Annotated in this window: 16 protein-coding genes; 10 read left to right on the top strand and 6 right to left on the bottom strand. The window is 62.0% G+C overall.

Going from position 1 to position 17,979, the window contains the following annotated elements; all coding sequences use genetic code 11:
- Positions 1–310: 310 nt before the first annotated feature.
- From mnmC to BX591_RS15185, 7 genes are all read left to right on the top strand, one after another.
- Positions 311–2,284, top strand: coding sequence for a bifunctional tRNA (5-methylaminomethyl-2-thiouridine)(34)-methyltransferase MnmC2/FAD-dependent 5-carboxymethylaminomethyl-2-thiouridine(34) oxidoreductase MnmC1 (mnmC, locus tag BX591_RS15155; RefSeq protein ID WP_111932241.1), 1,974 nt, complete (start codon positions 311–313; stop codon positions 2,282–2,284).
- 851 nt (positions 2,285–3,135) lie between these two features.
- On the top strand, positions 3,136–4,341 hold the full coding sequence (locus BX591_RS15160) for a cation:proton antiporter (RefSeq protein ID WP_111932242.1): 1,206 nt from the start codon (positions 3,136–3,138) through the stop codon (positions 4,339–4,341).
- Between the two features lie 114 nt (positions 4,342–4,455).
- Positions 4,456–5,571, top strand: a complete 1,116-nt coding sequence (locus tag BX591_RS15165) for a YbdK family carboxylate-amine ligase (RefSeq protein ID WP_111932243.1) — start codon at positions 4,456–4,458, stop codon at positions 5,569–5,571.
- A 539-nt stretch (positions 5,572–6,110) separates the two neighbouring features.
- Positions 6,111–6,749, top strand: a complete 639-nt coding sequence (locus BX591_RS15170; RefSeq protein ID WP_035554298.1) for a MarR family winged helix-turn-helix transcriptional regulator — start codon at positions 6,111–6,113, stop codon at positions 6,747–6,749.
- A 123-nt stretch (positions 6,750–6,872) separates the two neighbouring features.
- Positions 6,873–7,586, top strand: coding sequence for a glutamine amidotransferase (locus tag BX591_RS15175; protein WP_111932244.1), 714 nt, complete (start codon positions 6,873–6,875; stop codon positions 7,584–7,586).
- An 87-nt stretch (positions 7,587–7,673) separates the two neighbouring features.
- Entirely contained in the window at positions 7,674–8,786 is a 1,113-nt protein-coding gene (locus BX591_RS15180) for an NADH:flavin oxidoreductase/NADH oxidase (RefSeq protein ID WP_105510181.1), read from the top strand.
- 219 nt (positions 8,787–9,005) lie between these two features.
- On the top strand, positions 9,006–9,521 hold the full coding sequence (locus BX591_RS15185; RefSeq protein ID WP_111932245.1) for an SET domain-containing protein: 516 nt from the start codon (positions 9,006–9,008) through the stop codon (positions 9,519–9,521).
- Positions 9,522–9,582: 61 nt separating this feature from the next.
- Here the strand turns inward: BX591_RS15185 and BX591_RS15190 are convergent, their stop codons facing one another.
- Together BX591_RS15190 and BX591_RS15195 are read right to left on the bottom strand one after the other, a co-directional pair.
- Complete coding sequence (locus tag BX591_RS15190) at positions 9,583–11,085, bottom strand: sensor histidine kinase (RefSeq protein WP_111932246.1); 1,503 nt, start codon at positions 11,083–11,085, stop codon at positions 9,583–9,585.
- A gap of 134 nt (positions 11,086–11,219) precedes the next feature.
- Positions 11,220–11,906: a response regulator gene (locus BX591_RS15195; RefSeq protein ID WP_013590077.1), complete on the bottom strand. Its 687-nt coding sequence runs from the start codon at positions 11,904–11,906 to the stop codon at positions 11,220–11,222.
- Positions 11,907–11,997: 91 nt separating this feature from the next.
- On the opposite strand from BX591_RS15195, the gene BX591_RS15200 reads away from it, so the two are divergent.
- Entirely contained in the window at positions 11,998–12,222 is a 225-nt protein-coding gene (locus BX591_RS15200; RefSeq protein ID WP_111932247.1) for a DUF3717 domain-containing protein, read from the top strand.
- A gap of 104 nt (positions 12,223–12,326) precedes the next feature.
- Here the strand turns inward: BX591_RS15200 and BX591_RS15205 are convergent, their stop codons facing one another.
- Complete coding sequence (locus BX591_RS15205; protein WP_111932248.1) at positions 12,327–12,617, bottom strand: 4a-hydroxytetrahydrobiopterin dehydratase; 291 nt, start codon at positions 12,615–12,617, stop codon at positions 12,327–12,329.
- Between the two features lie 116 nt (positions 12,618–12,733).
- Complete coding sequence (gene phhA, locus BX591_RS15210) at positions 12,734–13,624, bottom strand: phenylalanine 4-monooxygenase (protein WP_111932249.1); 891 nt, start codon at positions 13,622–13,624, stop codon at positions 12,734–12,736.
- A gap of 148 nt (positions 13,625–13,772) precedes the next feature.
- Between phhA and BX591_RS15215 the strand changes: the two genes are divergently transcribed.
- A complete protein-coding gene (locus tag BX591_RS15215; protein ID WP_111932250.1) occupies positions 13,773–14,264 on the top strand; it encodes an Lrp/AsnC family transcriptional regulator in 492 nt (163 codons plus the stop codon).
- A 70-nt stretch (positions 14,265–14,334) separates the two neighbouring features.
- Here BX591_RS15215 and BX591_RS15220 read toward each other — a convergent pair whose 3' ends face one another.
- Positions 14,335–14,871, bottom strand: coding sequence for a class IV adenylate cyclase (locus BX591_RS15220; RefSeq protein ID WP_111932251.1), 537 nt, complete (start codon positions 14,869–14,871; stop codon positions 14,335–14,337).
- A 385-nt stretch (positions 14,872–15,256) separates the two neighbouring features.
- Positions 15,257–16,156, bottom strand: coding sequence for a LysR family transcriptional regulator (locus BX591_RS15225; RefSeq protein WP_111932252.1), 900 nt, complete (start codon positions 16,154–16,156; stop codon positions 15,257–15,259).
- 155 nt (positions 16,157–16,311) lie between these two features.
- Here BX591_RS15225 and BX591_RS15230 point away from each other — a divergent pair, with 155 nt between their 5' ends.
- Entirely contained in the window at positions 16,312–17,850 is a 1,539-nt protein-coding gene (locus BX591_RS15230; protein WP_111932253.1) for a CoA-acylating methylmalonate-semialdehyde dehydrogenase, read from the top strand.
- The last annotated feature ends 129 nt before the right edge of the window (positions 17,851–17,979 follow it).

The raw sequence follows: 17,979 nt of genomic DNA on the forward strand, positions 1-17,979 counted from the left end.
GACCTGAGCACCCGGCAGATGACTGCCTGGCGGCCGTGCTGCCGCTCCCTTCGCGGCGCTTGCTATGATAGCGCAGCGCAAACCCAATCAGGATAAGGGTTTCGAAGATTTACGCGGTTCCGGGGCCGATATTGCAAGGAAACCGCAATTTTTGCTGTCGGCGCCCTCCGCAGATGGCTGAAACCCAGTATGGACGGGGCTTGGCGTTGGTTTTTGCCAACGCTCGGCGCGTCCTTTTCGCCGTCCGGCGAGCGGCGCGCGCGGACGGTAACGTTCGACCCGCTCTCGCAAGCGTCCATTTCCGTCCCGCATGACCGATCCGCTGATCCCCGCCGTCGTTGCCTATCGCGACAACGGCTCGCTTTATTCACCGCTTTATAACGACATTTATCACAGCGTCGTTGGCGGTCTCGAGCAATCTCAATACGTTTTTCTGCGCGGCAATGCGCTGCCGGAACGCTGGCAAAAGCGCCGCGTTTTCACCGTGCTCGAAACCGGTTTCGGCATGGGCATCAACTTTCTGATGACTTGGGCCGCATGGCGCGCCGACCCGGCGCGCTGCGAGCGGCTGCATTTCGTGTCGACCGAGAAGCATCCGTTCGTTCTGGACGATCTGCGTAGCGTCTACGCGAAAACAATCTCCGACCCGACCATTAGCGCGCTGGCGGCAACGCTCGCCGACGCCTGGCCGATGCTGGTTCCGGGTACGCACCGGCTCGAATTCGACGACGGCCGCGTCGTGCTCACCCTGGTATTCGGCGACGCGCTCGAGAGCTTGCCCGCGTTGAGACTACGTGCCGACGCGTTCTATCTGGACGGTTTCGCGCCGGCCAAAAACCCGGAACTCTGGACCCCGGCGATCTTCAAGTCGCTCGCGCGTCTGGCTGGCGAGGGCGCGACCTTCGCCACCTACAGCAGTGCCGGCGACATTAAGCGCGCGTTGACGCAATGCGGCTTCGAATACCGCAAGGTGGACGGCTTCGGCTGGAAACGGGCGATGCTGGTCGGCCACTTCGCGCCGCGCTGGCGCGTGCGGCGCTATGAACCGCCGGCGCCGCTCGCGGTGCAGGAACGGCATGCGGTCGTGATCGGCGCGGGGCTCGCGGGCTGCGCGGTGATCGAGCGGCTCGCGGCGCGCGGCTGGCGCGTGACGTCGCTGGAGCGGCATGCGTCGGTGGCGCAAGAGGCGTCGGGAAACCCCGCCGGCGTGTTCCATCCCATGATCTCGCGCGACGACAGCGTCGCGTCGCGCGTGACGCGTGCGGGCTTTCTGTACACGCTCAGGCGCTGGGCCGAGCTCGAACGGCAAGGCCATCGGCTGTTACGCGGCGTGCCAGGCCTGTTGCAGATTGCCGCGGACGACGAAGAAGCCCGCTCGATCAGCGACACGATCGCCGCGTTCGGCTATCCGTCCGACTATGTGACGCCCGTGTCGGCGCAAGACGCGCAGCAACTTGCCGGCATGCGGCTCGCACGCGGCGGCTGGTTCTTTCCCCACGGCAGCTGGATCGATCCGGCGTCGCTGTGCGCCGCGCAATGCGCCGCGGCGGGCAGCCTGCTCGAACGCCGCTTCGGCGTGGACGTCGCGCGAATCGAACGGGATGGCGACCAATGGGCCGTGTTCGACACGTCGGGGCAGGCGGTGGCGCGCGCGCCGGTCGTGATCGTCGCCAATGCGCACGATGCCGCGCGTATCGCCGGTTTGCGACATGCGCCGACGCGCAGCATCCGCGGCCAATTGACCTTGCTCCCGGCCGGTGCGGTTGCGCCGCTGGCGCTGCCGGTTATCGGCGAAGGCTACGCGGTGCCGCTCGCCGACGGCGTCACGCTAACCGGCGCCACCTACGAGCTGGACGATCCCGATACAGCGCTGCGTGCGGACGGCCACCTGGAAAACCTCGAGCGCGTCGCGCAGATGCTGCCGGCGTTCGCGGGAGTTGCGTCGCACGTCGCTGCTCAAGTCGGACCCATGGCCGGCCGCGTTGCCTTCCGCTGCGTCACCAGCGATCGCATGCCGATGATCGGCCAGCTCGCCGACGAAACTCTCGCAGCTCGCGACGCCCAACGTCTGCGTGGCGCCTGGCCGCTCGACCTGCCGCGCACGGACGGCTTGTACGGCGCCTTCGCCTACGGTTCCCGCGGCCTGGTGTGGGCGGCGCTCGGCGCTGAACTGATCGCGTCCCAACTGGAAGGCGAACCGTGGCCGCTCGAACGAGATCTGGCCGAAGACATCGACCCGGCTCGCTTCCTGTTGCGTGCGTTACGTCAGGGCAGCGCGAGTTGAGTTAACCGCGTGCCGAGCTGTGTTTACTCGTGGATAAAGTTACCCACTGAAGCCTGTGGATAAGCTTGCGGTTAACCTGCGAAACTCATGTGGAGCCGTTGTGGACGTAAACGGGGTAACTTTGCCGCCGACGAAAATCGCCAAAAGTTACCCTTGTATACCCGCCGTTCCCGCACACGCTGTACATCTGGTTATGCCGTCGGCAAGCTGATGATTCATTTCGGTAAACAGGAGTTATCCACAGAAACCGAGGCAGCTTGTTAACTGTTACTACGTATACATACGGTAAACCTGTAAACAGAAAGACCGAGACGAGCTGGAAAGCGGTCGTCATCGAAAAGCTCTCCCAAACCGCCGAAAAATAGACGGCGAGCCTTCCCGAAAAACACATCTCGCCTCTTCAAACTGGTCGCCTGAACACCGCAAGTTCATCTCAAAACGGTCGCTTTTTCCTCGTGCTGCGGAGATAACGTACGTTTTTACCGCTTTGCCTGCATGTTCGCGCCTTTTCGATCAAGTCTGAAAAACCTATGGCACAATCGCCGTTCTTTTCCGCGTCGTGCCTTGCCCATACCGGCACACGCAGCAACGGAACGGTGGCGGTCAATCAGAATCTGATTCAAAGTCGCCGGCGTTCTTTCACCGTGCCGGACCGGTTGCTACGGCCGCACTCAGGAATGCGCCCGGCTCCCAGCGGCTGCGGTGCATTCAGATCATCCGATCGTTGAAAAACTCGCAACGCGGGTCACGCGAAGCGGTCGCGACTGTGAGCGCCTCATGCGCCGGCCCGCTCGCCGGTGTTCGCGCCGGTTCGTGTCGCCTGCCGTTGCTGCCAAGGAGAACCCATCACGATGAAGTCGGCGTTTTCATTCTTTCCGGCCTGGCCTCTCGCACCCGACGCCATTTTTTGGGCGGGTCTCGCCTTGCTTGCCGCCGGCCTGTGCGGTGAACTGTGCTATCGCGCGTGGCGTCTGCCGCGTATTTCCGGCTATGCGGTGATTGGTCTCATCGCCGGGGCGGCCGGTTCGGGCGTGATCGATGCCGATTCCGCCAGCGCCGCGCGGCCTTTGCTCGACGTCGCGCTCGGTTTGCTGCTGTTCGAACTCGGCAGCCGGCTCGATTTGCGCTGGATTCGCCGCAACCCGTGGCTGATTCTGTCGAGCGTGGCGGAAGCCACGCTGACGTTCGCACTGGTATTGCCGGTGTTGCTGTTGCTGAACGTGCCGGTCATCGTGGCGACGGTGCTCGCCGCGATCGCCATGGCCACCTCGCCCGCCATGGTGATCCAGCTCAAAACGGAATTGCGCGCGGAAGGCCAGGTCACGCAACGCATGCTGACCTTGACCGCGTTGAACAGCATGTACGCCGTGGTGATCGAAAAGCTGGTGTCGAGCTGGTTGCATCAGGAGGCTTACGGCAATGTTTTCGCCACCATCCTGCAACCGCTGTATCTGCTGGTCGGCTCGCTCGTGCTCGCGTATCTGCTGGCGCGCACCTGCACGTTCTTTTATCGCCGTCTGAACATGCAGGACGAACACTCGTTTGTTGCGCTGTTTGGCCTCGTGTTGCTGGCGATCGCGGTTGCGCATCTGTTCAAACTGTCGACGATTCTGGCGCTGCTCGCAGCCGGCATCATCGTGAAAAATCACGAGGCGCGTCCGCAATTGTGGCCGGAGCATTTCGGCACGGCCGGCTGGTTGCTGACGGTGATTCTGTTTGTGCTGACGCTAACTTCGTTCGAATGGAAAGATATTGCGCTCGGCGGTGTCGCGGCATTGGGCCTGATCGTTGCGCGTCTTGTAGCGAAACTGGTTGGCGTGCTGGCCTTTGCGAAACCGAGCGGCTTGAACTGGAAGCAGGGCATAGCGCTCGGTTTATCGTTATCGCCCATGTCGGCGCTCGCGTATCTGCTGGTCGACGATACGTACAACCTGTATCCGAATTTCGACCCGCAACTGCGCGCCATCGTGATGTGTTCGATTTTCGTGCTGCAGATTCTCGGGCCGTGGCTCGTCTATCGCAGTCTCGCGCTCGTGGCCGAGCGGCGCGAAGAGTAAGCGCAGCGGCGCTACTCGACGTTTCATCCGCCTGATTCGACTTACTCGAGTTATTCGATTCAAAAAACGGCCGGGCAGGCGACAACTTCCCGGCCGACTGACACAGGGGACGCTATGTCACTCGAACCCTTCATCGATTCGAAACCGTTTACCTTCGGTGTCGAACTCGAGATGCAGATCGTCAACACGCACGACTATGATCTGACCAAAGCCGGCTCGGATCTGCTGCGCCTCATCAAGGACGAAAAAATTCCCGGCAATATCACGCCGGAAATTACCGAAAGCATGATCGAGCTGTCGACCGGTATCTGCACGACGCACGAGCAGGCCGTCACCGATTTGCGCAAGATTCGCGACACGCTGGTGTCCGCGGCGGATCATCTGAACGTGGGTTTGTGCGGTGGCGGCACGCACGCGTTCCAGCAATGGAGCGAGCGGCAGATCGTCGACACGCCGCGCTTTCAGTACCTTTCCGAGTTGTACGGCTATCTGGCCAAGCAATTCACGGTGTTCGGGCAGCACGTGCACATTGGCTGTCCTGATCCGGACAGCGCGCTGTATCTGCTGCATTCCATGTCGCGCTTCATTCCGCATTTCATCGCGTTGTCCGCTTCGTCGCCGTTCGTGCAAGGTGTCGACACTGGCTTTCATTCGGCACGCCTGAATTCCGTGTTCGCGTTCCCGCTGTCGGGCCGCGCGCCGTTCGTGCTGACGTGGGACAGCTTCGAGGAGTATTTCTCGAAGATGGTCCACACGGGCGTGGTCAACAGCATGAAAGATTTCTACTGGGATATCCGGCCGAAGCCGGGATTCGGCACGATCGAAGTCCGCGTGATGGACACGCCGCTCTCGGTGGATCGCGCGGCGGCGATTGCCTGCTACATCCAGACGCTGGCGCGGCATCTGTTGCTCGACAAACCGATCGCACCGCAGGAAGACGATTACCTCGTCTACACCTTCAATCGCTTCGAAGCGTGCCGCTTCGGTCTGGCCGGCGTCTGCATCAATCCGCAAACCGGCGAACGCAAGACGATTTCCGAAGACATTGTCGAAACGCTCGATCTGATTGCACCGCATGCCGAAGCATTGGGCTCGGGTAATGCGCTTGCCGAGATCGGCGCGATCGCGCGTGGGCAGGTGAACGACGCGACCTGGTTGCGTGGTGTGTTCGAGAAGGAAAAATCCTTGCACGAAGCTGTCCGTCAGCAATGTTTGCAATGGCGAGCCTGATCGGCTGCAGAACGGATTACGTCAAACCGTAAGGAAACCCGCTTCGAGCGGGTTTTTTTATGTCATTTATTTTTCCAGCCCGACGTCTTTCAGGTTTTTATAAAGTTAACGTATACCAACGTAGTAGTAGTTAACAAGCATCCCCCTGGGCTGTGGACAACTGAATAATTCCCTGCAAAGTCAACGCGCTGCGTAAACCATAACTGGACGGAACGCGAGCCAGACGCCGCCGGTATACAAGGACAACTTCAGCGGGCAAAAAGATCGCCTGGATGCTTATCAAGAATCGCTGCACAAGCCGTCCCCAGGTTTTCCTGTGGTTATCCACAGCTTGCCTTGGATAAGTTAGCTGTACGATTCGCCGCTCTCGCATAGAATGTCGTTTTCGCTGCCTTGGCTGTGATCAGGCGGCAAATTTTTGAGATAGTAGAAACCGTCTTGTCCGCAGCTGGGCAAGGCTACCCCCACAGGCCGCGGGCGTGGTCGGCGAGCAAGTCGCCGGTCTTGAGCCAAAGCTGTAAATAAACGAATCGAAGATTATGAGCGAAGGCGTATACGGAGAACAGGCAGCCGGGCGGGTGACCCACAGCCTCTTGCGATTGAGCACGGCGATGCGAAGCCAGGCTTGGGAATGGGCCGAAGGCGCGGGTCTCACTCCGACGCAAGGCGAAATTCTCGTCCTGCTGATGCAACGCAAGGGGCCGATGCGCCTCGGCGAGATCGCCCGTGAAACGGCTCTGACCGCAGCGACCACGAGCGATGCGGTCAGCACGCTCGAAACCAAGGGTCTGGTTGAAAAGCGCCGCGCCCTCGACGACGGCCGGGCGCTCGCGGTTCGTCTGACGGCACGTGGCCGTACCGCCGCGAAGCGCGCCGCGCAATGGCCGGACTTCCTCGCGAAAGCGGTCGGCACGTTGCGTGACGACGAGCAGTCGGTGTTTTATCGCACGTTGCTCAAGACGGTCCATCAACTGGAAGCGCAAGGCACGATTCCGCCGCATCGCATGTGCCTGAGCTGCGCGCACTTCGAGCCGAGCAAGAATCCGAAGAAGACGCCGCATCACTGCTCGCTGCTCGACATGAACATGTCGGACACGAACGTGCGTCTGGATTGCTCGGTCTACGAAATCGCCGACGTCGCCACCCAGAAAAAGACCTGGAAGATCTTCGCCCAGTAAGGCAGCTTCTTCCGGCGCAATCCGCTACACTGCCAAGCCGGCTTGGGGTCGCATGGGCGAGCTCAAGCCGATCGGCGCCGCGTCGCGGCAAGTCTTTAGTCAACCTGAAGGTGGGTCAGGCCGATGAATCGCGAAGTTCTGGCCATTCGCCATGTGCACTTCGAGGATCTGGGCAGTCTTGAGCTGGTGCTCGGCGAGCGCGGCCGTCCGGTCCGTTATCTCGACGTCGGCTTAGGCCGCATCGAGGCGCCGAATCCGGTTTCCGCGTCGGTCATGGTCGTTCTCGGCGGGCCGATCAGCGCCACCGACGACGCGCTTTATCCGACGCTCGTGCCGTTGCTGTCGCTCATCGAAAAACGCATTGCCGCGGGTTTGCCGACGCTCGGCATTTGCCTCGGCGCTCAACTGATCGCGCGTGCGCTCGGCGCACGGGTTTATCCCGCCGGGCATACCGAACTCGGCTGGACGCCGCTCACGCTGACCGATGCCGGTCGCGCTTCGCCGGTGCGTCATCTGGACGGCGTGCAGACCTCCATGCTGCATTGGCATGGCGATACCTTCGATCTCCCTGACAACGCCACGCGTCTTGCCTCCACGCCGGCCTGCGAGAACCAGGCGTTCAGTTGGGGCAACCATGTGCTCGGCTTGCAATGTCATCCGGAAATTCGCACGGATCGCTTCGAGCCCTGGCTGATCGGGAATGCCGGCGAGCTTGTCGGCCATGGAATCGATGCGCGCCGGTTGCGCGCCGAAACCGCGCAGTTTGGCCCCGCACTGGAAGCCGCCGCCTGCCGGATGTTCGGCGAGTGGCTCGATCAGGTCGAGCCCAAGCCCTGAAGCCCTAAGCTCGCGCGCCCCCTGTCTGCAGTAAATCCTTTGCGGTGCTATGCTCGACCGCTCTCGGGTTTCTACTGGGCGACATCCATGAGCGCGCTTTTTTCTCCGCTCACGCTGCGTAGCGTGACGCTTCCCAATCGTATCGTCGTGTCCCCGATGTGCCAGTATTCCGCCGATCGTGGCGAGGCCACCGCGTGGCACATGATCCACCTCGGCAGCATGGCGTTGTCGGGTGCCGGCATGTTGTGCATCGAAGCGACCTCGGTCGAACCGGACGGTCGTATCACCCCCGGCGATCTCGGCCTGTGGGACGACGCCACGGAAGCCGCGCTCGTGCCGGTGCTGGCCGCGATCCGCAAGCATTCCCATATCAAGGTGACGATGCAGTTGTCGCACGCCGGGCGCAAGGCATCGAGTCATGCGCCGTGGGAAGGTGGTCAGCTCATCCCGGTGTCGCAAGGCGGGTGGTTGCCGCATGCGCCGTCGGCGCTGCCGCACAAGGCCGGTGAAGAGCCGCCGCTCGCGCTCGATACGCCGGCGCTGAACCGCATTCGCGAAGCGTTCGCGGCCTCCGCACGGCGTGCCGCGCGCCTCGGGATCGACGGTCTGGAGGTGCATGCGGCGCACGGTTATCTACTGCATCAATTCCTGTCGCCGATCGCCAACCAGCGTACCGACGACTACGGCGGTTCGCTCGAAAACCGCATGCGTTTTCCGCTGGAAATTTTCGACATCGTGCGCGCTGCGTTTCCCGCCGATAAGCCGGTCGGCGTGCGCGTTTCGGCAACCGACTGGGTCGAAGGCGGCTGGACCCTGGAAGACACGATCGCGTTTGCGCAGGAACTGAAGAAGCGCGGCTGCGACTGGATCGACGTCTCGTCCGGTGGTGTCTCGCCGTTGCAGAAGATTCCGCTCGAACCGGGCTATCAAATTCCATTTGCAAAGGCGGTCAAGGAAGCGACCGGCCTGACCACCATCGGCGTGGGCCTGATCACCGATCCGCTTCATGCCGAGCAACTGATCGAGGCCGGCGATGCCGATCTGATCGCGCTGGCCCGTGCATTGCTGTACAACCCGCGTTGGCCGTGGCACGCCGCAGCGCAACTCGGTGCGACGGTCGAGGCGCCGCCGCAATACTGGCGTTCGCAGCCGCGCGAGCAAAAGGCGCTGTTCGGCGACATTTCGTTCGGACAACGTTGAAGCGGGTGAGCTACGTGACACGATCACGTCTTTTTGACGGTTGAAGGAAGCCGTCTGGAGCGTGTAGGATGCCGGATGTGGCGTAGGTGCGCCGCACGTCGACGCGGCGCTCGCTAGGGCGCCGCGTTTGCTATCCGCGTCGGAAAAAGCAGCGCGTCAGACGCGGGCATGTCCGGCGACTGCCGGACCTCATCCCCGTTATTCACAAGGATTCATTCAATGAGTTCACGCAGGATCGTCGTGCGCCGTTCGGGTGTGCACGGCAAAGGCGTGTTTGCCACCGAACCGATCAAAGCCGGCGAGCGGCTAATCGAATACAAGGGCGAGCGGATCTCCTGGAAAGAAGCGCTGCGCCGGCACCCGCACAATCCGGCCGAACCGAATCACACGTTCTATTTCGCGCTCGACAGCGGCAAGGTGATCGACGGCAAGGTCGACGGCAACAGCGCGCGCTGGATCAACCACTCGTGCGCGCCGAATTGCGAAGCCGAGGAAATCGACGGTCATGTGTACGTGCACGCGTTGCGCGACATCGCGGAAGGCGAGGAGGTCTTTTACGATTACGGCCTCGTGATCGACGCGCGTCAGACCCGCAAGTTGAAAAAGGAATACGAATGCCGTTGCGGCGCGCGCAAGTGCCGCGGCACGATGCTGGCGCCGCCGGAGAAAGAGAAGGGCGAGGGCAAGTCCGAAAAGTCGCCGAAGAAGGCGGCAAGGAAAGCGAAGAAGAAATGAAAAACGCTGGCTGCCAGCTCACTCGAGTGCGGGCGTGGCAGCCAGCGTTGGTATGTCTACGTCAAATATCGATCGGCGCCGAGTGCGCCGATTTTTTTACCGGACGCCGTTCGTCGGCAACCGGCTTGCTCTCCACCGTGATCGGCATGAGCGGAATACGCACGATGAAACGTGCGCCGCCATCGGGCGCGTCTTCGTAATGCACGCTGCCGTGATGCAGCACCATGATGTCGTGAACGATTGCGAGGCCGAGACCGGCGCCGCTGTCGACACCCGCTTCGGTCTGACCGTCGCCGCGGAAGAAGCGTTTGAACAGATCCGCTTGCTGCGTGGAGGGCACGCCTGGTCCGTTGTCTTCGACGATGATCTCCGCCATGCGCAATTCGTCGATCACCGTTTGCGACACGGTCACGGTGATACGTCCGCCGTCGAAGCGCGACGGCGGTACATACTTCAGCGCGTTATCCAGCAGATTGGCAATCACTTCATGCAGCAACACAGGATTGCCGCGGGCTATCAACGGTTGCGCGTTGGCAGGGTCGTCGAGGCGCTGGAAGCCGAGGTCGACCTGGAAGGTCAGTGCGCGCGGCACCCATTCCGCGCCGGTGTCGAACGCGAGCGCGGCCATGTCCACATTCACGAAGCGTGCCGCCTGTTCTCCCGGCTCGGCGCGCGCAAGCGACAGCAACTGATTCGATAGACGCACTGCGCGGTCGGCTGCGGCGCGCAGTTCGCGAACCGCCGCGAGCGTCTGCTGCGGGTCGCGTGCAACGGCAGCTTGCTCCGCATGCAGCTTGACCGCGGTGAGCGGCGTACGCAATTGATGCGCCGCGTCGGCGATAAATTTGCGCTGACCGTCGAGCGCGGTTTTCAGGCGATCGAGCAGCGCGTTCAACGCGCCGGTGAGTGGCCGGATTTCGACCGGCACATACGTTTCGTCGACCGGTTCGAGCGACGTGTGCGTCTGGCGATTCAACGAGTCGGCAAGATCGGTCAGCGGATTGAGCTGCTGATTCACCACGCGCCACACGATCACCCAACCCGCCAGCAGCAGCAACAGCAGCGGCATCATGATCGCGACCAAGAACTCGGCGGCGATCCTGAAGCGGTGATGCACCGGTTGCCCGACTTCGACGACGATCGGATTGCCTCTGGGCTGATCCACACGCACCTGAGCGACGCGCACGGTCGTGCCTTCATGCTGCGTTTCGAACACGTAGGCGTAATGCATGCGCCGTACGCTGGTGCCTTGCAGCGGCAAGTTATGGTCGCCGGCGATTTCGGTGTCGCCGTTGCTGATCCGGTAGACGAGATTTTCGGTCGGATCGGAGAACATGGCCTGCGCGAGCGGCGGCACGGTGATGCGGGCATCCGGTCCGGCAATCTGGATCTGTTTGGAAATCGCGGTGGCGAGATCGGCGAGCGAACGGTCGACCACGTGTTGCGTGTATTGCCAGGCGAGCCAGTAAGCGATCAGGCCGCTCATCAGCGCGAGCAATGAAAGGGGAGCAGCGAGGCGCCGCAGCAGCGTGCGGCGCAGACTATTGGCGGCCGGCTGGGGCATGATCGAACGCGCGGGAAAGTGACTACGGCACAGACGCCGTGAAATTCCGCCGGGTGCCGGCGCATTGCGCACCGAGTGCGCGGCGCCGGCCCGGCGCCGTCAGGCCACCATGACGATGGCGGCCTTCGTGACGATTATGCGGCCTGACGGATTTCCTGCAACAGATAACCGAAGCCGCGCACCGTGACGATCTCGACACGGCAGTTCTCGAGCTTTTTGCGGACCCGGTGCACGTAGACTTCGATCGCGGTGTCGCCGAGATCGCCGCCGAAGTGCGTCAGATGGTCTTGCAGTTGCGCCTTGCTGACCACGCGGCCGTGGCGCAGCAGCAGCATTTCGAGCACAGCGAATTCACGCGGCGACAGTTCGAGCGGCTTGTCGTCGTTGAAAATGCGACGGTCGACGCCCGACAGACGCACACCGCCCAGCGACACTTCCGGACGCGGCATATCGCCGTGCGGACCGCTACGGCGCATCACCGCGCGAATGCGTGCTTCGAGTTCGGTCGGTTCGAACGGCTTCAGCATGTAGTCGTCGGCGCCGGAATTCAGGCCCTGGACGCGGTCGTTCAATTCGTCGCGCGCAGTGAGGATGATCACCGGTGTATGACGGTTGCTCTGGCGAAAACGCGACAGCAGCGTCATGCCGTCGATACCGGGCAGACCCAGATCGAGGATGACCAGCTCGTGGCGGTTTTGGGTCAACGCCTGTTCGGCGAAAATACCGTCATGGACCATGTCGACGGTGAAGCCGGCTTGTTCGAGACTACTTTGGATGCCGCGTGCGATGGGGCGGTCATCTTCGATCAGAAGGAGTCGCATGGATTTCGCTCAAGTACAATGGGTTTAGGCGTTTGGGCAAGCGGTTCGCCGGGGCGCCTGCTGCACAGATCTGGAGAGCGATCACGACGTCATGTCCGAAATAAGCATTCACGAACTGGAAGCCGCGATCAACTTCTGGCGCGCCCGCTCACCTTCCAGCGGCGACGAACTCGTTCTGTGCAAGGAGGCAAGCGCGCTCTCCAAGCCGTATGCGCTGATGATTGTACAGCGTCAGCACACGCTATCACCGGAACGTTTGGACGGGATTGCCAGGCAAGCATGGGAATCTTACGTGCGCCTTAATAATAGCCTGTAGAACTGAAGGTTTCGATCAGGGATTGCCTGCAATGCCCTTTCATTCCGTCCCATTGTTTGAATCACTTGGCATAAACGTCATCGAAGCGACTCTGATTGCGTGTATTACGCGGTAATACTATCAATGAAGGTGGCCAATTTAATGTCGCGCTCGGTCAATCCATTGGCATCGTGCGTGGACAGCGTGATCTCGACCTTGTTGTAGACGTTGAACCACTCCGGATGGTGATCCATTTCCTGCGCCTTGATCGCCACGCGCGTCATGAAGCCGAATGCTTCGTTGAAGTCGGCGAATTTGAACTGGCGCTGAATCGCATCGCGACCGGCCACGGCTTGCCAGCCGTGCAACTGGGCGATCTTCGTCGCGCGTTCTTCGGAAGTCAGTTTTTGAATCATGATGTTTACCTCTCAGGTCTGAACGGACCTGCCTGCAAGCAGGTTCCTCCGCTATTTTTCCATGGATGCCGTCGGCCCGTTGCCGGCGCATTCGACTAACGCATTGGGCGGTTCGCTCAGATATCGCCGTCGGTTTGCCAGCCTTGCTGCGAGCCGCGTGTGATCACGCGATCGTACCCGAGCACGTCGCCCGCCGCGAACGCGGGTTCGTTAATGAGTTTCGCCAGAAGCGGCGCGAAATCGGTTTGCGCGACGCCGAACAACTGAGCGAAGTCGTCGATCACGAAGTAGGTTTTCTGGAACGTGTCGATGCGATAGCGCGTGCGCATCACGCGTTCGAGGTCGAAGCGGATCCGGTTCGGCGCCGCATCGCGCTGACTGTAGACGGTCTCGCCTTTGCTCGACACAATGCCCGCGCCGTAGATTTTCACACCGTTCGGACTGGCGGCGTCGCGGATCAGTCCAAACTCCACTGTGTACCAATAGAGACGCGCCAGCAACGGCAGCGCGCCGGCGTCGCTGGCGGCCAGCGCGGCGCGACCGTACGCGTGCATGTAGTCGGCGAACACCGGGTTGATCAACAGCGGCACGTGGCCGAACAGGTCGTGAAAGCAGTCGGGTTCCTGCAGATAATCGAGCTGATCCGGACGGCGCATCCACCAGGTCACGGGAAAGCGGCGGTTCGCCAGATGCTCGAAGAACACCTGGTCGGGCACGAGCCCCGGCACCGCCACGATCCGCCAGCCGGTAGCGGGCGTGAGCCTGGCGTTGATCTCGTCGAACGACGGCACGCGATCGGCCGGCATGCCGATTCGTTCGACACCTTCCAGAAACGCGTCGCAGACGCGGCCCTTGAGCAGCGCAGTCTGGCGGGCATAAAGCTGTTGCCACACGGCATGGTCGACCGCGCCGTAGCGTTCGGTCGGTTGATCGATGGTGAAGTCCGCACGGGTTTCGAGGCCGGCGTCGAATTGCTCTTTCAGTTTGGCGGTGTTCGCGGTGGACATGGCGGTGGTGCTCTACGGCATGGGCCGATCAAATTCGATGATGCGAGTGTAGAGCGGTGCGCACGCGGAATGGGCGCATTTGAGGCGTTATGAGGCGTAGATATGCAATAATCGCGCATCAAATAGACATTACATGCGGATATATAACATGCTAGAACTGGATCACTTCGATCTCGCGTTGCTCGACGTGTTGCAACGCTTCGGCAGGGCCACGCATCAGCAGCTGGCCGAGCAGGTACCGCTCTCGCCGTCGCAGATCGGACGGCGTTTGCAGCGGCTGGAGCAGGTCGGCGTGGTGGACGGTTATCGGGTCGTGCTGCGACCGGAGAAACTCGGGCTCGGCGTGACCGCGTTTACCAGCTTGAAGTTGAAGCACCACGGCGATTCGATCATCGAGCAATTCCAGCAACAGATCGACGTGTTGCCCGAGGTGCTGGAATGTCACGCGGTGGTGGGCGACGCCGATTATCTGCTGCGGATCGTCGCGCCTGATCTGAACTATCTGTCGACGTTCGTGATGAAGAAGCTGATGCGCGTGCCGGGTGTGGACAGCGTCCGCTCGAATATCGTGCTGACCACGTTCAAGCGCAATGGGCCGTTGCCGCTCGGGCATCTATCGCCGGGGGCGGCCGCCGCTTGATTTGGCGGCGGTTTGAGGAGCGCGGCGTTGGGATGCGTCCTGCGCCGCGAAAGATCGCTCCGCTGAAGTTTCAGGCCGCCTGCTTCGGCTCGTTCGCCGGGCTCAGCAGATCGACGTAAGCCACCGCCACCAGATCCGATTCCGGCACGCCGAGCGTTTGGAACATGGCGTGGGCTTCGGCGTGGCCGCCTTCCTCGTCGTCGTCTTGCGCGAGCAGCACTTCGAGTTCGACGAAGTCGCCCAGACCGTCTACCCGGTCCAGATGGATTCGCGTGCGCCCAGTCAGATACACATGGCGTTCTTTGGTCACGATGCCGCGCGTGGTCAACGCGGTGGCGAGCAGCGCATGCATGGCTTCGGGGTTCGTCACCGGGCTGCGTGTGTAGTACGAGGCCTTCGGACCGTCGCGGTCGTCGCGCTGATAGAAGATCAGCTCGGCCGGTGTGCCGTCGTCGAACTGACGCAGCTTCAGGCGCCCGCGCGGCACGTCGTAGAAAAAGTCCTGCTGGCGGAAGATCAGCGGCGCGTCCGGCGCGAGCTTGGCCGCGCGTTCACGGAGTTGTTCGAAATGCTGGGCGCGGGCTTTGATTTCAATGTTGCGTGCCATGTCAGGTTCCTGTCGAAAGGGTGGCGTGGTCGGCGGCTTCCGGTGAGGCCGGGGCGAAGCTGCCGGGAAGGACAGAGTCAGGCGAAACGAACAACGATGCAGACCGGCGCGTCAGCGCGAACCCTCAATCTAACAAAAACTGCGTGACGGTGTGGTTTCAGATGAAGGGACAGGCAAGGGCGACTATTGGCGATTTGCCGGGAAGTGACGATAGGCAAGGCGAGCGGCATTGGCCTTGAGGCGCACGGGTGGCGAATAGCCGCAGAGTGGGCCAACTCTTCAAAGAAGCTGAAACCCTGCGGCGTAACTGTCATGAGACTCGCTCATATCGCTGCGAATCGCTACGAAGCGTCCTTGCGTCACACGCCAGGCAGCCGACACGTCGTCACGTCGCCCACTGCTGCTCGATCAACTTCAACGCCGCGGCGATCGCGGGCTCCTCCTTGCGCGCGTCGAGCGTGATGAAACTGAGCTGCGTCGGCACCGTCACCCCTTCGACGATAGTCAACGCGTGCGCATGGGCTTCGGCGATCGCGGTGGCGTCGCGTGCGAGCGTGAGACCGACGCCGGACTTGACGAGGTCGAGCATCGACGGCTCCTGATCCACCTCCGCGACCTTCACTGGTTTCACCCCGGCCTCGCCGAAGCAGCGCGACAACAGCCGATTGTGCGCCGACGCGGGCGGCGTCCAGATCCACGGCAGCGCCGCGAGCGAGCGCCAATCACGTGCGCCTTTCACGCGATCCTTCCAGCCGGCCGGCGCGAGCACGCGATACTGGAAGCGGGTCAGCGTGACGGCGTGAAAAGCCGCACCGTCGCGCGGTTCGTCTTCGGAGGGCAGGCCGATGTAATAGCCCACATCCAGCTCGCCCGCGCGTACCTGCTCCAGCACCCAGCCCGACATGCCGTGACGCAGCGCCGTCTCGATGCGCGGCCAGGTTTCCACCAACTGCTTGAGGAACCCGCCCAGACGTAGAAACGCCGGGTCGAGGATCGTGCCGATCCGCAAGCGCCCGCGCACTTCGTGCCGCAGCGACTGCGCCGCGCGCTGCACGTCGCTGGCCGCGCCGAGTGCGCGCTCGGCGTGGGGCAGCAAGGCCTGGCCATCGCGTGTCAGCGACAGTCCGTGCGAGGTGCGCGTGAACAACGTCACGCCGAGCGTCTCCTGCAAATGTTTGATTTGCAGGCTGACGGCGGGTTGGGTCAGGTGCAGTTGCACCGCCGCGCGCGTGAGATTGCCCTCTCGTGCAACCGTGACAAAGGCCCGTAGCAGAGTCAGATCCATATCTTGATATTAGCGCGCCTTATATCGCAATTGAGCATTACTCATTGGATTTGTTGCACCGAAGCGCCGTACGCTTGCCCTTCGACACGCCCGCACGACGCCTTCGAACAGGCGCAAGAACGCTGGGCGGAAGACTTCACTGGAAGAGGAAAACCATGAGCGAGACAGATCAGGACGCGGTTGCGCGCAGCGAAACCCAGGCGCGCGCGCTGACCCATTTCATCAACAGCAAGCCGGTCGAGGGCACGAGCGGCCGTTTCGGCGACGTCTTCAATCCCGCGCTCGGCAGTGTCAGCGCCCGCGTGCCGCTGGCGAGCGTCGCCGAAGTGGACGCCGCGGTCGCCGCCGCCAAGGCCGCGTTCCCCGCCTGGAGCGAAACCGCGCCGATCAAACGCGCGCGCGTGCTGTTCAAGTTCAAGGAACTGCTCGACCGTCACCACGACGAACTCGCGGAACTGATCACGCGTGAACACGGCAAGGTGTTTTCCGACGCGAAGGGCGAGGTGATGCGCGGCATCGAGATCGTCGAATTCGCGTGCGGCATTCCGAATCTGTTGAAGACGGATTTCACCGACCAGATCGGCGGCGGCATCGACAACTGGAATCTGCGTCAGCCGTTGGGCGCGGTGGCCGGTATCACGCCGTTCAATTTTCCAATGATGGTGCCGTGCTGGATGTTCCCCGTCGCGATTGCGTGCGGCAACACCTTCGTGCTGAAACCGTCGGAACGCGATCCGTCGTGCGCCAACCGTCTCGCGGAATTGCTGAAAGAAGCCGGTCTGCCGGATGGCGTATTCAACGTCGTGCACGGCGACAAAACGGCGGTCGATGCGCTGCTCGTGCATCCGGACGTGAGCGCGTTGTCGTTCGTCGGATCGACGCCGATTGCCGAATACATCTATACGGAAGGCACGAAGCACGGCAAACGCGTGCAAGCGTTGGGCGGGGCGAAGAATCATCTGGTGGTGATGCCGGACGCCGATCTCGACCAGGCAGTCGATGCGTTGATCGGTGCCGCGTACGGTTCGGCCGGCGAGCGTTGCATGGCGATTTCGGTGGCAGTGGCGGTGGGACACATCGCCGATGAACTGGTCGAACGGCTGACGCCGCGCGTGAAGAGCCTGAAGATTCTCAACGGCATGGAAGCGGCGGCGGAGATGGGACCGTTGGTGACGGGCGTGCATCGCGACAAAGTGGTCGGCTATATCGACGCGGGTATCGCGGCGGGCGCGAAGCTCGTGGTCGACGGACGCGGTCATCAGGTGGAAGGTCACGAGAAAGGCTTCTTCCTCGGCGGTACCTTGTTCGACGATGTCTCGACCGACATGAAGATCTATCGCGAAGAGATTTTTGGACCGGTGTTGTGCGTGGTGCGCGTGCCGGATTTTGCGTCGGCGGTGGAACTCATCAACGCCAACGAATTCGCCAACGGTGTCTCGTTGTTCACGTCCGACGGCGGTGTCGCGCGAGCCTTCTCCAGGCAGATCCAGATCGGCATGGTGGGCATCAACGTGCCGATTCCGGTGCCGATGGCGTGGCATTCGTTCGGTGGCTGGAAGAAGTCCCTGTTCGGCGATCATCACGCGTATGGCGAAGAAGGCGTGCGGTTTTACACGCGCTACAAGAGCATCATGCAGCGCTGGCCCGACAGCATCGCGAAGGGCGCCGAGTTCACGATGCCGGTGGCGAAATAGTGTGACGTGTCGGCCTTCGGTGCGGCTTGCGATCGCGCGCCGAAGGTCGAGGCAGGAAGGCGCAACGAACAAATAAAATCGGCCCGACGCAGACACAGGCAAGCATCGCCGGTACGCGGGCCGAAAGGC

This window comes from Paraburkholderia bryophila (assembly GCF_003269035.1).
In the GTDB taxonomy this organism is placed as follows: domain Bacteria; phylum Pseudomonadota; class Gammaproteobacteria; order Burkholderiales; family Burkholderiaceae; genus Paraburkholderia; species Paraburkholderia bryophila.